A 13,934-nucleotide genomic window follows, 5' to 3' on the forward strand; every position below is an offset into this window, starting at 1 on the left:
TACGTTTTATTCCGCCCGGTTCTGCACGGCAGCCGCACCACCGATGATCTCGGTGATCTCCTGTGTGATGGAGCCCTGACGGGTGCGGTTGTATTCCAGCTGCAGCTCCCGGATCATATCGTTGGCGTTCTTGGTGGCGGAATCCATGGCAGTCATGCGGGCGCTCTGCTCTGCGCAGAAGCTCTCGGTCATGGCACCAAAGATCATGCCGTGCATATAAATGGGCGCGATCTGTTCAAACACCGTCCATGCAGACGGGAACATCTCCACATCGCCCTTCGGATCGCCCAGACCCTTGGGGGCAGGCTGCAGATGGGCGCGGTCCAGCGGCAGCAGACGCACCATGGTGGGCTCGCTGGTCAGTGCATTCTCGATGCGGGTATAGATGAGATAGATCTCATCCAGTTTGCCGGTCTTGAAATCATCGATGGCGTCCATCGTGATATCGCGGGCACGCTGCAGCGTAGGCTCCGTGGCACCGTAGTGGAAATCCTCCACCAGCCGCGGGTCCTTGTGGTACAGGGCGCGGTAGCCGGTCTGGCCGATCACATAGAACCGGTCGTTCTCATCCGCATTTTCCTTGAGGAACTTGATGATGTTCTGGTTGTAAGCGCCTGCCATGCCCTTATCTGCCGTCAGCACAATGTAGGCCCGCTTGGGGTTTGCGGTATTGCGCTCGTGGAAGAACGGATGCACCGGCTCTTCCGGCAGGTGGGGCACCACGCGGGAAATGGTATCGCGCATACGGTTGAAGTAGGGCGATACATTCTGGTAGTTCTTACGTGCCTTGCGCAGCTTGGACGAGGAGATCAGGTACATGGCGTTCGTGATCTTCATGGTGTCCTGAATGCTCTCGATGCGCTCCTTCAGCAGCTTACTGGACGGCATGGCTGTCGCCTCCCGCATAAGCTTTCCAGGCGTTCAGGATGGCATCGACCATTTCAGGTTCCAGCTTGCCGGTGGCGGTGATCTTATCCATCGTACCGGACACATCCGCGCGGAACTGACGCACAAATGCGGAAGTTTTGGTGCGCAGCTCGGCAGTGGGAAGTTCATCCAGCACACCGTGGGAAGCCAGCACCAGCGTGACCACCTGCTCGGCGTCGGACTTGGGCTGATACAGCGGCTGCTTGAGCATTTCCATCAGAGCCTTGCCGTGATCCAGCTGGCGGCGGGTCTCCGCGTCCAGATCCGAGCTGAACTGTGCAAAGGACTCCATATCCTTGTACTGTGCCAGCTCGATACGCAGGTTGGCGTTGGCCTTCTTCATGGCCTTGGTCTGGGCAGCGCCGCCCACACGGGACACCGACAGACCCACATTGACGGCCGGGCGGTTGCCTGCATTGAACAGTGCGCTCTCGAGGAAGATCTGACCATCGGTGATGGAAATGACATTGGTGGGGATGTAAGCCGAAACATCGCCTGCCTGCGTCTCAACGATAGGCAGTGCGGTGATGGAACCGCCGCCCAGATCGTCGCGCATCCGGCAGGAGCGCTCCAGCAGACGGGAGTGCAGATAGAACACATCGCCGGGGTAAGCCTCACGGCCCGGAGAGCGGCGCAACAGCAGAGAAATGGCACGGTAGGCCACTGCATGCTTGGACAGATCGTCGTAAACGATCAGCACGCTCTTGCCCTGACTCATGAAGTACTCGGCCAGTGCGGTGCCGGCATAGGGTGCGATGTACTGCAGGGGAGCAGAATCCGAAGCAGTAGCCGCCACGATGGTGGTGTAGCTCATGGCACCGTGCTTCTGCAGGTCGCCTGCTACGCGGGCGATGGAAGAAGCCTTCTGGCCGATGGCCACATAGATGCACAGCACGCCGGTGTCCTTCTGGTTCAGGATGGCATCGGTGGCAATGGAGGTCTTACCGGTCTGGCGGTCGCCGATGATCAGCTCACGCTGACCGCGGCCGATGGGGAACATGGAATCGATGGCGAGGATGCCGGTGTGGAGCGGAGTATCCACGCTCTGACGCTCCAGAATGCCGGGAGCCTGCTTTTCGATGGGGTTGTAGCCCACAGCTTCAATGGGGCCTTTTCCGTCGATAGGCTCGCCCAGCGGGCTGATGACACGGCCCAGAAAGGCATCGCCCACCGGGATGCCGGCACGCTTGCCGCTGCGGGTCACCAGAGTACCCACGCCCACCTTCTCGATATCGTCGAACAGCATGACACCCAGATGATCGGGTTCCACACTTTCCACCATGCCCTTTGCACCGGTGTCAAAGGTAACGATCTCGCCGTAAACGGCCTTGTCCATGCCCTTGACATCCACAACGCCGTCGGCGGCGGAAATGACCGTACCGCCCTCAGAAGCCTCGGCAGCGGGCTTGTAGTCCTCTGCGCGGGTCTGCATGGTGGCAAGATCGGGGGTGCCTGCGGTGATGTTCTCCAGCATATGCTTTGCAGAGTTGTCGATCACCTGGTCGCCCACCTGCAGCACATAGCCGGAGATCAGCTCCGGCTCCACGCTGACGGTGATCACCACCTCAGCGCCGTACTGCTTTTTGAGCTGGGTGCGGATGCGCTGCAGCGCCTCCTCAGAGGGAGTGCGGGCGCAGTGCAGATATGCTTTCAAGGTCTCAGCTGCGCTTGCCATCGCTGTCCCCCGCTTTCTGCAGCAGGTCGTCCAGCAAACGGGCATCGTCCTGCTGCGTCAGGTTGCGTTCCAGCACCTTGGCGCACACGGTACGGGTCAGGTCAGCGATCTGAGCATCGGCCTGACGCAGCTTGCTGGCACGCTCTGCCTCTGCAGCTGCCTTGCCCTCGGCCACGATGGCATCGGCCTGACGCTGTGCGTCGGCCAGCAGCTGTTCTTTCTGTTTCTCAGCCAGCTGCTCACTTGCCTCGCGGCGGGCAGCAGCTTCCACATCCACATTGTGCAGCTTGTCTTCTGCTGCATTCAAGGCAGCCAGTGCCTTGTTCTTTGCTTCCTGCGCATCAGCCATGCTTGCATCCACCATCTGCTGGCGCTTTGCGATCACATCCTGAACAGGCTTGAACAGGAACTTACGCAGCAGCGCATACATGATGAGGACGTTCACAACGGTCCACAGCAGGTTCATATCCAACTTCAGCATTCGTCTGCGCCTCCGTTACTGACCCAGGAACAGGATGATCAGCAGTGCAACGACGAAGCCGAAAATTGCAGTACCTTCTGCCAGAGCAGCGCCCAGCAGCAGGTTCGTCTGGATCTTGCTGGAAGCTTCCGGCTGACGGCTGATAGCCTCAGCTGCCTTGCCAGTTGCAATACCAATACCAATACCACCGCCAATGCCGGTCAGTGCTGCAATACCAGCACCCAGAGCAACCAATCCGCTCATAGTTAAATCTCCTTTTTCATTTGAAATAAGTAAAAGTTTTGGTTTATTCCTCTTCATCGCCGATGGTCTCTTTCATGAACAGCGAAGTCAGGAACACGAACACGTAGGTCTGGATCAGACCATCGAACAGGTCAAAGTACAGGCTGAACACCGCCGGGACGAACACAGGCACCACGAGCTTGATCAGCTCCATGATAACGAATGCGCCCAGCACATTGCCGAACAGTCGCATGCACAGGCTGGTGGGGCGGATGGCGATCTCGAGGATGTTCATGGGGGTCATGACCGGGGTGGGAGCGGCAAGGCTCTTGAGAAAGCCAACGCCGCCGCGTGCACGGATGCCGGCACCCTCGATCAGCACAATGCTCATCAGCGCCAGCGCTGCGGTCACGTCCAGATCCTTCGTGGGGGGCTTGACACCGAACACGCCGATCAGGTTCGAGAAGGCGATGTAGATGGCTACGGTCATCAGATACGGCACATAGCACTTATTTTTTTCGCCCAGCAGACCTACAAAGAAATCGTTGCCTGCAGTGTAGGCCATTTCCAGCACAGCCTGACGCTTGCTGATATGGTCCACCTTCAGGTTCCGGGTAAGCAGGATCGAGCCGATGACGACGATCAGCATGATCACCCAGCTGATGACCACGGATTCCGGGATCTGCAGCGGGCCGACCTTGACGTACTCGACAGTCAGTTCTTCCATCAGGGCTTTGGTCAGATTGCTCAATTTATTTTTCCTCCTTCCTGAAGAATGGGATTTTGGGGGCAAGGTGCCATGCCGGTGTGCGGCACAGCGTCCTTCTTATCGCTCGAAGAAAGGCGCAGCTTTGTGAAAAAAGTAAGGAAGGTGTTCGGCTCTGTCCGGTCACACCCTCCCTCCTGCACGGGTCACTTCGTCTTTTTTCGTTGTGTATGATAGTACGATTGACGAAAATTGGCAAGTGGCTTTGTGCACATTCTACATTTTAGGTGATTCTACTGCATTGATATATTAAAAAAGTTGTGCATCTTGTCCAACAAAACACTCTTCGCATGTACTTTTTCCACAAATTTCTTAGCCAATTCTTAGGTTTCAATGGCTTTTTCAGGGCATTCCGGGAAATATTTCCATCAAAAATGCCCCATTGTACATACTTTATATGCCCGATATATAAAATTCGTATAGGTGTCTCGTCTGGGATTACACCCGCTCCTATACATATTTATTATAACTGCATATCTAAAATCTGTCAGTCCGCCTGTTTTGCGCCGCGGCGGAACACCAGCCGGAAGATGGCACGGGCAAGCGGCCCGCAGTACAGCAGCTGCCAGCACAGGGCCATGGGCATATTGCAGCCCCACGTATGCACCCAAGTGCCAAAGCCGGGTTCTTTAAACAGCACCGTTGCGATCAGACTCATCACCGGGCACATGATGCACACGATCATCAGCGAGATGGCATAAGTGATGAACTGCGGACGATCTGTGGGCCGCATGAACATAAACGCCAATCCGGTGGCCATTTTCTCCACCACGAAAAATTCCAGCACGCAGGCAATGGGAACCATGATCGGCATCTCGTGCAGAGCCATAACAAAGGTGGCATTGGTGACACCGCCTGTGTTCAGCGCCACATTGTAAACGATCATGCCATAGACCATGATTGCGGCCATGACAATGGTAAAGAAGATACGTTCCGGTAAAGTTTTAGGCATTTTGATTCTCCGTTTCTTTTGTGTCTAAATTTTTGCCGCAAAAAGCCGCCCCGCGAAACTTTCATCTCGCGGGGCGGCGGCGACTACCATTCATTGGCGTTATTTTAGCACAAATCGATCTGACGCATAATACCCTGTGGACACTTTCTCCCGTTTTGCGCAAAATCCTCCACAAACGGCCCGGAACTTCTGGGCAGCTTTGCTGTTGACTTCCTTGTCAGCCCTCCCTGCAGGGCACAGAGTTCCTCTCCAAAGGGTCTGATTGCCCGGACACACCGCGCAGAAAGCAGCATTTTGCACGTTCTATCTGCTATTTTTCAAGAACTGCACAATTATATGTTTCTATCCTTGTGCACTCTGCGAATAGACAAATCGATCAGGAATATGTATAATAAAGCCAGAAACCAGAGAAGTACAGCAGAAGCTCAAGAGAGAGCTAATCCCGCTGACTTGAAGCAGAAAGGAGCGAGACCGATGGTCGATATGGAACCCGCACAGTTTGGACAGGCTGTCGGGATTCGCTGAGAAGCAAAACAGAGGCTCACCACAGACGGGATGTTTCCCCCGTATAAAAACACAACAAAAATGAGCCAGTCTTGAGCATCAAAAATGCGATTACACGACAACCTGTCGATAAACTTAACCCCCAGCGATTCAAATAGATCCGCCGGAGATGATTCCTATGAAGGTATCTTTTGTACGGAGAACATTATTTGAATAGCAAAAAAGGAGTTCTACCAATGTACTAAGTAGTTTGCCCCTAGCGAATCTAACTCGAAAGAATGTGGTAATATGAAATTCATCTTCCGAATCTCGGTGCCGCACTCCATCAGTTAAGAGAAGGGTCAATCCAATGTACTAAGTAAATTCGTCCCCTTGAAATAGATTCTCAGTTTCCAGTAGTTTCTAAGGAGAGTCACCCTATGAAACGTTTACTCCGAAAATGAGGAACCCCAAGGAGAAGAGGCTTATGACTCCGAAGAAGTAAGTATCCAGCCGGACGAAGGCTTGCAACCGCCTCGTCCGGCTGGTTTTATTTTGTGCTTTTTCAACCAACAGTTGATGCCCGATTTGTGCAAATTTTACGCTGCGCGGTTGAATACCGTCCTTTGTTTTTGCACTTTTCTGTGGTATACTGTGGAAAAAGATGGGAGGTGCATTTCATGGAGTCGTTCATTTCGTTTTCTACTCTGTTCAACCTCGTGCTGACCGTTATCTGGTTCATCTCCGGCATTCGGGATCTTCAAGGCAAAGACCCGTTCCTCGATCTGCCGTTCAACCAGTATCACCGCGACCCGGAATACCGCGCCTTCTGGCAGAAAAAGAACGGCGTATTTTACATACTCAACAGCATCGCCTTTCTGATCTTAGCCTTCACACCTGTTACATCGCTGATCTACCGTATCCTCTTCGGCATTGCCATCGTGGGGGACCTTCTTTATCTTGTCGCCTACGAAAGCTGGAACCATAGTGCGGATTGACAGCCGGAAAGGGGCCACCATGAATTTGAATCTTTCGGATTGGGACTGGCTGAATGCTGGGCTGGGCGTATTGTTTTTATACCGCGGCATTCGGGACCTGTACAATGGCACCGGCACCGGCTGGAGCAGCGAGGACGAAAAGCAGCACTTCCACAGATCCTTCGGCATCCTGTCGATCCTTTGCGGTGCACTCTATCTGGTCAACATTTTTCTGCCAAAGGTCGAGCCGCTGCACTCCATTTTGATGGTGGCAGCGCTCGTGTTATGCGCTGCCCTGCTGATCTCGTATCTGTGCTATGCCCTGAGTAGGAGCGACAAAACCAAAAAGTGAGGGATTGCTATGGAAGTCACCTGTGCGATCTTAACCGCACTTTTCGGCATCGGGTTCGGCATTTTTATGGCGCTGCATCCGGAAGATGCCATTGCCCTGCGCTCCCGCAGGCGGTACACGCAGGTACCTGAGCCCACGGAAGAGTACATCAAATTGACCCGGCTGGAGGGCATCGTAGTTTCGGTGCTCTGTGCCGTGCTTCTGGTGGTGCTGCTGTTCGCACCAAAATAAGACTTTACCGTTTCCTCTTGCGGATTTTTTCTCACCCTGTTACAATGAGAAAAAACGCAGGAGGTATTTTATTATGGTCAAGCATGTGATCCTGTGGCAGCTGAAGGATGAACTGTCCGATGCCGAAAAAGCCGCCGTCAAGGCAGGCATCAAGGAGGGGCTGGAAGGTCTGGCTGGCAAAATTCCGGGCCTTGTGGAAGTGCATGTCAACATCAACGGTCTCCCCTCTTCCACCGCCGACCTGATGCTGGACACCACCTTTGAAAGCGCCGAGGCCCTCAAGGGCTACTCCGTCCATCCCGCCCATGTGGCTGTGGCCGACGGCAAGGTGCGGCCCTACACCAAGGCACGGTTCTGTCTGGATTACGAGATTTAATGTTGACAAACCCACCATTTTTGCGTATTATAGACATAACAATGTAAATTGGCTGTGAAGAGAAGAGTACGCACCGTCTGCGCCTGACAGAAAGCCCGAAGGATGGAACCGGGCAGGCCGCGCGATGCCGAAGATGGTCTCGGAGCTGCGCAGGTGAAAATTGAGCCTGCGACGGGTGCGCCCGTTACCGCGCTGCGCCGTGCTTTTTTGCCCGGCAAAAGGCTGTGCCCGCAAGGGTGCGGCGAAGCAAGGTGGTACCACGAAAGTTTCAGGCTCTCGTCCTTGTCCGGCTCAGTCCGGCAGGATGAGGGCTTTTTTCGTCCCCCGCCAAATCAGGAAAGGAAGAGTATCAACCTATGAGTGAACACAAGACATTCTACATCACCACTCCCATCTACTACCCCAGCGACAAACTGCACATCGGCCACAGCTATACCACTGTCGCCTGCGACGCACTGGCACGCTTCAAGCGGATGCAGGGCTATGACGTCATGTTCCTGACCGGCACCGATGAGCACGGCCAGAAGATCCAGGACAAGGCTGCCGATGCCGGTGTGACCCCCAAGGAGTATGTGGACAAGATCGTAGCCACCGTCAAGGATCTGTGGAAGCTGCTGGACGTCAGCTACGACCGCTTCATCCGCACCACCGACGACTACCACATGGAGTCCTGCCAGAAAATTTTCACCAAGCTGTATGAGCAGGGCGACATCTACAAGGGCGAGTACATCGGTCACTACTGCAAGCCCTGCGAGAGCTTCTGGACCGACAGCCAGCTGGTGGACGGCAAGTGCCCCGACTGCGGCCGCGAAGTGTACGACGCACACGAGGAAGCCTACTTCTTCAAGACCAGCAAGTATGCCGACCGCCTGCTGAAGCTCTACGAGGAGAACCCCCAGTTCATCCAGCCCGAGAGCCGCAAGAACGAGATGATCGCCTTCATCAAGCAGGGCCTGCAGGACACCTGCGTGTCCCGCACCTCTGTGAAGTGGGGCATCCCCGTACCCTTCGACCCCAAGCACACCATGTATGTGTGGGTGGATGCCCTGAGCAACTATATCTCCGCGCTGGGCTACGGCAACGAAAAATATCACGACTACGACAAGTTCTGGCCTGCCGACCTGCACATGGTGGGCAAGGAGATCCTGCGTTTCCACACCATTCTGTGGCCCGCCATGCTGATGGCTCTGGATCTGCCCCTGCCCAAACGGGTGTTCGGCCACGGCTGGCTGCTGATGAACGGCGGCAAGATGTCCAAGTCCGTGGGCAATGTGGTGGACCCTGTGATCCTGTGCGACCGCTACGGCGTGGATGCCATCCGCTACTTCCTGCTGCGTGAGATTCCCTTCGGCAACGATGGCATGTTCACCAACGAAGCCCTGATCAACCGCATCAACAGCGATCTTGCAAACGACCTGGGCAACCTGCTCAGCCGCACCGTCGCCATGTGCGAGAAGTACTTCGGCGGCACCGTGCACAATGTGGCCGGTACCGAGGCCATCGACACCGAGCTGGAGACCATGGTCAACGAGCTGACCGCCAAGGTCACGGCCGACATGGACAGCCTGACCATCCCGCAGGCCCTGATGGAGATCTTTGCGGTCATCCAGCGCGCCAACAAGTACATCGACGAGACCGCTCCCTGGGCACTGGCAAAAGACGAGGCCAACAAGGCCCGTCTGGAGAGCGTGCTGTACCACCTGTGCGAGGCACTGCGCGTGTGCGGCATCCTGCTGAACGCATACCTGCCCACCACCGCACCCAAGATGATGGAACAGCTGGGTCTGGACGCATCTGCTCTGTACCTGACCAAGACCACCTACGGCGCACAGGAGACCTACACCGTGCACAAGGGCGAGGCACTGTTCCCCCGCATCGATGTGGCAAAGGAAATTGCCCACCTGAAGGAAGAGGACGAGAAGCGCAAGGCCGCTGCCGAAGCTGCCAACAAGGCCAAGGCTGAAGCTGAGAAGAAGGTTGCCGCCCCCGCCGAGGAGAGCACCGTGGACTTTACCCACGAGGAAGAGATCGACTTTGACACCTTCTGCAAGGTGGAACTGCGCGTGGCCGAAGTGCGCGCCTGCGAGAACCTGAAGGAAAGCAAGAAGCTGCTGCACCTGACCGTGTTTGACGGCGAGCGGGAGCGCTGCATCCTTTCCGGCATTGCAAAGTGGTTCAAGCCGGAAGACCTGATCGGTAAGAAGATCGGCATTGTGTGCAATCTGGCACCTCGCCCCATGATGAAGGGCAAGTATGTCAGCGAGGGCATGATCTTTGCTGCTGATACCGCCGATGGCGGCTGCTCCATCGCTTTCTACGGCGACGACACCCCCGTGGGCAGCCGCATCCACTGAGCCATGGAAACTGTAAAGCTTTCCCGTGCCGAAAGGCTGGATAAAATTTTCGGCACGCCGGTGTTTGCCGTGCTGCTGGCCATTTTCTGCAATGTACTGTGGGGTTCGGCGTTCCCGTTCATCAAGCTGGGCTACCGGCTGTTCGCCATTGATTCCAGCAGCACCGCGTCCATTTTCTGCTTTGCCGGTGTGCGGTTCATGCTGGGCAGCTTTCTGGTGCTTCTGGGCAGTGTGCTGCTGCAAAGCCGCCTGCCCAAGTTCCCCCGCGGCAAAGTGGCAGCGGAGTGCTGTGCTCTGGGCCTGTGGCAGACCACGACCCAGTACGCATTCTATTACATCGCTGTTGCCATGCTCACAGGTGCCTTTGGCGGCATCCTGAACAGCACCCAGAGCTTTCTGGGCGTGATCTTTGCCCACTTCATCTATGGCAATGCCGACCGCATGACCCCTGCCAAAACGCTGGGCTGCGCCGTTGGCTTTGCGGGCGTGCTCATCGGCACGCTGGGCAACCACGGCAGCGGAAGCGGCTGGGGCGTGTTCTGCATGATGGCCGCTACCATCATCTTTACCCTGTCCGGCCCGTGGAACAAATCCGTGACCAAAAAAGCAGACAGCTTTGCCGTCTGCTTCATCAACCTGTTCGTGGGCGGTCTGGCACTGTTCGTGCTGGGCACTGTGCTGGGCGGCAGCCTCCATGTGCAGAGCGCACTGGCGGTGGTGGTCATGCTGTATCTGGCCTTCATCTGCGGGGCAGGCTATGTGCTGTGGGCCCTGCTGATGAAGAACAACCCGGTCAGCCGCATTGCCATCTTTGGCTTCGTGAACCCGGTGGTCAACGTGCTGCTGAGCGCCGTGCTCAACGGCGAGCCCCTGTTCCGCTGGCAGTATCTGGCGGCGCTGGTGTTCGTGTGTGTGGGCATCTGGCTGGTGAACAAGGCCCCCGCCAAAAAGGAGGGCAAATGACCGGCCCCATTTTTGACACCCACGCGCACTACAGCGCCCGCGCCTTTGACGCCGACCGCTATCCCCTACTGGACAGCCTGCCCGGTAAAGGCGTGGTGGGCGTGTGTGAACAGGCCACCCACTCCGGGGATGCACCCCGGGTGCTGGAGCTGGCGCACCGCTACCCGTGGGTGGTGGCAGCTGTTGGCATCCACCCGGAAAGCCTGCTGCCCGCTGCCGACTGCGGTGAGGAAGGCCCGGCTCCTACGGTCTCGGTGTACGGCGGGGACTGGGCCGCAGAGATGCGCGCTCTGGCCCCGTATTACGAGGACCCCAAGGTGGTAGCTGTGGGTGAGTGCGGGCTGGACTACCACTGGCCTGTGCCCAAGGATGCCCAGCTGGCCATGTTTGAGGCGCACATCCAGCTGGCGCTGGAACTGGACAAGCCCATCATCGTGCACGACCGCAACGCCCACGCCGACGTTTACGCCCTGCTGAAAAAATACCAGCCCAAGGGCATCGTCCACTGCTATTCCGGCAGTGCCGATGACGCGGTGTGGCTGGCAAAGCAGGGACTGTTCATTGGTTTTGGCGGGGCGTGCACCTTCAAGGGTGCCAAGCGGGCGGCAAAAGCTATCAGCGCCCTGCCGCTGGAAAACATCGTGCTGGAGACCGACTGCCCCTATATGGCACCGGAGCCGGTGCGCGGCACCCGCTGTGACAGCTCCCTCATCCGCTATGTGGGCGAGTATATCGCCCAGCTGCGGGGCATCTCTGCCGAAGAGGTGTTCCGCACCACAGCCGAAAATGCCCGCCGGGTATACGGGCTGTGATCCGTTTTTCGCAAGTTGCACAGGTTTTTCTCTGTGCTTCTGTATAAATCAACAATCAAAATCCAAACTGTTATAAGGAGAACCTACCATGAAAGCACGTATTCCTAAGCACCGCGAGTTCATCATCAACTTCCCCGACAGCATCGACCAGAACAAGGCCAACGAAGGCTGGGCAAAGCTGCAGCAGATCGTTGAGGACTACAAGAAGGCCCACAACGGCGCTTCCGTCTACGCTCCCACCTTCATCGAGGACTGCGAGGCCGAGGTGAAGAAGCTGCAGGAAGAGTACGGCTTCGAGTACACGGTCGAATACGTTCAGTAATTTCTGATATTCAAAATCCCCTCTGTGCATCTGCGCAGGGGGGATTTGCTGTTTCAGGGGCCATTTTTCCTGCGGTGTGCTCCCGCAAAAATACAGCCCCGGCAGACTGCATGGTCTGTCGGGGCTGTGCTTCCCTGTCCGGGTCACTTTTCCACTTTACTCAGCAGGATGCGGTCGTTATCCAGATTCTTGCCGGCATTCTCGCGGAACTTTTCAAGCAGGCCGTCCACGGTCATCCGGCTGCGTTCCTCGCCCTTCACGTCAAAGACGATGCGGCCGGAATCCATCATCAGGGTGCGGTTGCCCAGCTCCAATGCCTGATGCATGTTGTGGGTGACCATCAGGCAGGTGATCTTCTTTTCGGCCACGATGCTCTTGGTCAGCTCCAGCACCTTTTCGGCGGTGGCGGGGTCCAGCGCTGCGGTGTGCTCGTCCAGCAGCAGCAGCTTGGGGGTGACCAGCGTTGCCATGAGCAGGGTCAGCGCCTGCCGCTGACCGCCGGAAAGCAGTCCCACCGGCTGCTTCATCCGGTCCTCAAGGCCCATATCCAGCAGCGCCAGCTTTTCGCGGAACACTTCCTTGTCCTTGCGGGAGATGCGGGAGAAGATGGCGTGGGGCGCGGTGCCGGCACGCAGATAGGCCAGTGCAAGGTTTTCCTCAATGGTCATGTTGGGTGCCGTGCCCTTGAGCGGGTCCTGAAACAGGTGGCCGATGACCTTGCTGCGCTGGTGCTCCGGCTCAAAGGTGATATCCTGTCCGCCCAGCAGGATGCTGCCCTCGTCGGCGATGAAGCCGCCGGTGATGGCGTTAAACAGGGTGGATTTGCCCGCGCCGTTGGATCCAACGATGGTGGCAAAGTCCCCTGCTTCCATGTGCAGGCTGACACCGTTCAGGGCCACTTTTTCATTGACCGTGCCGGGGTTGAAAGTCTTGTGCAGATCGTTCAGCTGAAGCATTTCCATCTTACTTTCCCTCCTTGCCGGTAGTCACGCGGCGGCGGCAGGCCCCATGCTTGCGCTGCTCAAAGGCGATTTTTTCCTTGATGGCCGGCATCGAAATGGCGATGGCCACGATGATGGCGGACACCAGCTTCATGGCGGCGGCAGGCACATTGAAGCGCAGGGCCACAGCCACGATAAAACGGTACAGGCAGCTGCCGAACACCACGCCGATGATCCGGCGCAGCATAGTGCGCTTACCAAGCAGAGTCTCGCCGATGATGAGGGAAGCCAGTGCGATGGTCACCATGCCGGTGCCCACATTGATATCGCAGCTCTTCTGATACTGTGCCAGCAGGCCGCCGGAGAGGGCGCACAATGCGCCGGAAACGCACAGGCCCACCGTGATGGTGAAAGCCGGGTTGATGCTGGAAGCGCGCACCATGGCGGCATTATCGCCGGTGGCGCGGATGGACAGGCCCAGACGGGTGCCGAGGAAGCCCAGCATCGCCGCGCCTGCAAGCACGATGATGACCAGCGCGATGGCCAGCTTATACCAGCCGCCAAGGAAGCTCAGCGGGCCTTTTGCCAGCGAGAAAACAGTGTCGGTCTTGACCAGCGACATGGTAGAGGAAAAGCCCATCACGGCCAGATTGATGGTGTAAAGGCCGGTGTTGACGATGATGCCTGCCATGATGCTCTCCACGCCAAGGCGGGTCTGCAGAAAAGCCGTAACAAAGCCGGAGCACACACCTGCCGCCATGGCTGCGAACAGGGCCAGAATGGGGTGGCCGGTCAGTGCTACCTGACAGGCCACGGCGCAGCCCAGCGTGAAGCAGCCGTCAGTGGAAAGGTCTGCGATGTTCAGGATGGAATAGCTCAGGAACAGTGCCAGCGCCACCAGGGCATAGATACAGCCCAGTTCCAGCGCCGTCTGTAGGACGTTGAGCGAAAAGATACTCGCCAGCATGTGTGTGCTCCTTTTATGTTTTTTTGAATGGACGATTTGAAATGGCGTCTGCGGACGCTCCGGTATGCCATTTTCACGGGAGGGTTTTATAAACAGAACCTTTCCTCAGAACTGCCAAAAGCTCCCCCTTTCG

Annotated in this window: 16 protein-coding genes; 8 read left to right on the forward strand and 8 right to left on the reverse strand. The window is 56.8% G+C overall.

Annotated elements, in window-relative coordinates; translation table 11 throughout:
• Positions 1-6 precede the first annotated feature (6 nt).
• The 6 genes from atpG to MTP41_RS04010 form a co-directional block, all read right to left on the reverse strand.
• On the reverse strand, positions 7-888 hold the full coding sequence (gene atpG, locus MTP41_RS03985) for an ATP synthase F1 subunit gamma (protein ID WP_044954045.1): 882 nt from the start codon (positions 886-888) through the stop codon (positions 7-9).
• On the reverse strand, positions 875-2,602 hold the full coding sequence (gene atpA / locus MTP41_RS03990; protein ID WP_249236253.1) for a F0F1 ATP synthase subunit alpha: 1,728 nt from the start codon (positions 2,600-2,602) through the stop codon (positions 875-877). Before atpA ends, atpG begins: the two co-directional genes overlap by 14 nt.
• The gene (locus MTP41_RS03995; RefSeq protein ID WP_249236254.1) at positions 2,586-3,083 is read right to left on the reverse strand and encodes an ATP synthase F0 subunit B; all 498 of its coding nucleotides are present in this window, start codon (positions 3,081-3,083) and stop codon (positions 2,586-2,588) included. The genes atpA and MTP41_RS03995 overlap by 17 nt, the downstream gene beginning before the upstream one ends.
• 15 nt (positions 3,084-3,098) lie before the next feature.
• Entirely contained in the window at positions 3,099-3,326 is a 228-nt protein-coding gene (atpE, locus tag MTP41_RS04000) for an ATP synthase F0 subunit C (RefSeq protein ID WP_118526424.1), read from the reverse strand.
• Between the two features lie 43 nt (positions 3,327-3,369).
• On the reverse strand, positions 3,370-4,032 hold the full coding sequence (locus MTP41_RS04005) for a F0F1 ATP synthase subunit A (protein ID WP_442900364.1): 663 nt from the start codon (positions 4,030-4,032) through the stop codon (positions 3,370-3,372).
• Positions 4,033-4,558: 526 nt separating this feature from the next.
• On the reverse strand, positions 4,559-5,023 hold the full coding sequence (locus tag MTP41_RS04010) for a DUF2798 domain-containing protein (RefSeq protein WP_249236256.1): 465 nt from the start codon (positions 5,021-5,023) through the stop codon (positions 4,559-4,561).
• A 1,163-nt stretch (positions 5,024-6,186) separates the two neighbouring features.
• Between MTP41_RS04010 and MTP41_RS04015 the strand changes: the two genes are divergently transcribed.
• The 8 genes from MTP41_RS04015 to MTP41_RS04050 all read left to right on the forward strand — a co-directional run bounded on the left by MTP41_RS04015 (position 6,187) and on the right by MTP41_RS04050 (position 11,893).
• A complete protein-coding gene (locus tag MTP41_RS04015) occupies positions 6,187-6,504 on the forward strand; it encodes a hypothetical protein (RefSeq protein ID WP_097776476.1) in 318 nt (105 codons plus the stop codon).
• 19 nt (positions 6,505-6,523) lie between these two features.
• Complete coding sequence (locus MTP41_RS04020) at positions 6,524-6,835, forward strand: hypothetical protein (RefSeq protein WP_249236257.1); 312 nt, start codon at positions 6,524-6,526, stop codon at positions 6,833-6,835.
• A gap of 9 nt (positions 6,836-6,844) precedes the next feature.
• On the forward strand, positions 6,845-7,066 hold the full coding sequence (locus tag MTP41_RS04025; RefSeq protein WP_249236258.1) for a hypothetical protein: 222 nt from the start codon (positions 6,845-6,847) through the stop codon (positions 7,064-7,066).
• 73 nt (positions 7,067-7,139) lie between these two features.
• Positions 7,140-7,442, forward strand: a complete 303-nt coding sequence (locus MTP41_RS04030) for a Dabb family protein (protein WP_207698686.1) — start codon at positions 7,140-7,142, stop codon at positions 7,440-7,442.
• A gap of 356 nt (positions 7,443-7,798) precedes the next feature.
• Positions 7,799-9,796, forward strand: a complete 1,998-nt coding sequence (gene metG / locus MTP41_RS04035) for a methionine--tRNA ligase (RefSeq protein WP_249236259.1) — start codon at positions 7,799-7,801, stop codon at positions 9,794-9,796.
• Between the two features lie 3 nt (positions 9,797-9,799).
• Positions 9,800-10,759: a DMT family transporter gene (locus tag MTP41_RS04040; protein ID WP_118526436.1), complete on the forward strand. Its 960-nt coding sequence runs from the start codon at positions 9,800-9,802 to the stop codon at positions 10,757-10,759.
• Positions 10,756-11,571 carry a TatD family hydrolase gene (locus tag MTP41_RS04045; RefSeq protein ID WP_249236260.1) on the forward strand — a complete coding sequence of 272 codons (816 nt, stop codon included), beginning with the start codon at positions 10,756-10,758 and terminating at the stop codon, positions 11,569-11,571. The genes MTP41_RS04040 and MTP41_RS04045 overlap by 4 nt, the downstream gene beginning before the upstream one ends.
• Before the next feature lie 88 nt (positions 11,572-11,659).
• Complete coding sequence (locus MTP41_RS04050) at positions 11,660-11,893, forward strand: hypothetical protein (RefSeq protein WP_005944505.1); 234 nt, start codon at positions 11,660-11,662, stop codon at positions 11,891-11,893.
• A 143-nt stretch (positions 11,894-12,036) separates the two neighbouring features.
• Here the strand turns inward: MTP41_RS04050 and MTP41_RS04055 are convergent, their stop codons facing one another.
• Positions 12,037-12,849 carry an ATP-binding cassette domain-containing protein gene (locus MTP41_RS04055; protein WP_165852891.1) on the reverse strand — a complete coding sequence of 271 codons (813 nt, stop codon included), beginning with the start codon at positions 12,847-12,849 and terminating at the stop codon, positions 12,037-12,039.
• A gap of 7 nt (positions 12,850-12,856) precedes the next feature.
• On the reverse strand, positions 12,857-13,801 hold the full coding sequence (locus MTP41_RS04060; RefSeq protein WP_249236261.1) for an ABC transporter permease: 945 nt from the start codon (positions 13,799-13,801) through the stop codon (positions 12,857-12,859).
• Positions 13,802-13,934: the final 133 nt, after the last annotated feature.

Source organism: Faecalibacterium sp. I4-3-84 (genome assembly GCF_023347255.1).
Lineage (GTDB): Bacteria > Bacillota > Clostridia > Oscillospirales > Ruminococcaceae > Faecalibacterium > Faecalibacterium taiwanense.

Bases quoted from the DNA above. Each gene is read 5' to 3' on its own strand.
- atpG (WP_044954045.1), bottom strand. From the start codon at position 888: ATGCCGTCCAGTAAGCTGCTGAAGGAGCGCATCGAGAGCATTCAGGAC.
- atpA (WP_249236253.1), bottom strand. From the start codon at position 2,602: ATGGCAAGCGCAGCTGAGACCTTGAAAGCATATCTGCACTGCGCCCGC.
- MTP41_RS03995 (WP_249236254.1), bottom strand. From the start codon at position 3,083: ATGCTGAAGTTGGATATGAACCTGCTGTGGACCGTTGTGAACGTCCTC.
- atpE (WP_118526424.1), bottom strand. From the start codon at position 3,326: ATGAGCGGATTGGTTGCTCTGGGTGCTGGTATTGCAGCACTGACCGGC.
- MTP41_RS04005 (WP_442900364.1), bottom strand. From the start codon at position 4,032: ATGGAAGAACTGACTGTCGAGTACGTCAAGGTCGGCCCGCTGCAGATC.
- MTP41_RS04010 (WP_249236256.1), bottom strand. From the start codon at position 5,023: ATGCCTAAAACTTTACCGGAACGTATCTTCTTTACCATTGTCATGGCC.
- MTP41_RS04015 (WP_097776476.1), top strand. From the start codon at position 6,187: ATGGAGTCGTTCATTTCGTTTTCTACTCTGTTCAACCTCGTGCTGACC.
- MTP41_RS04020 (WP_249236257.1), top strand. From the start codon at position 6,524: ATGAATTTGAATCTTTCGGATTGGGACTGGCTGAATGCTGGGCTGGGC.
- MTP41_RS04025 (WP_249236258.1), top strand. From the start codon at position 6,845: ATGGAAGTCACCTGTGCGATCTTAACCGCACTTTTCGGCATCGGGTTC.
- MTP41_RS04030 (WP_207698686.1), top strand. From the start codon at position 7,140: ATGGTCAAGCATGTGATCCTGTGGCAGCTGAAGGATGAACTGTCCGAT.
- metG (WP_249236259.1), top strand. From the start codon at position 7,799: ATGAGTGAACACAAGACATTCTACATCACCACTCCCATCTACTACCCC.
- MTP41_RS04040 (WP_118526436.1), top strand. From the start codon at position 9,800: ATGGAAACTGTAAAGCTTTCCCGTGCCGAAAGGCTGGATAAAATTTTC.
- MTP41_RS04045 (WP_249236260.1), top strand. From the start codon at position 10,756: ATGACCGGCCCCATTTTTGACACCCACGCGCACTACAGCGCCCGCGCC.
- MTP41_RS04050 (WP_005944505.1), top strand. From the start codon at position 11,660: ATGAAAGCACGTATTCCTAAGCACCGCGAGTTCATCATCAACTTCCCC.
- MTP41_RS04055 (WP_165852891.1), bottom strand. From the start codon at position 12,849: ATGCTTCAGCTGAACGATCTGCACAAGACTTTCAACCCCGGCACGGTC.
- MTP41_RS04060 (WP_249236261.1), bottom strand. From the start codon at position 13,801: ATGCTGGCGAGTATCTTTTCGCTCAACGTCCTACAGACGGCGCTGGAA.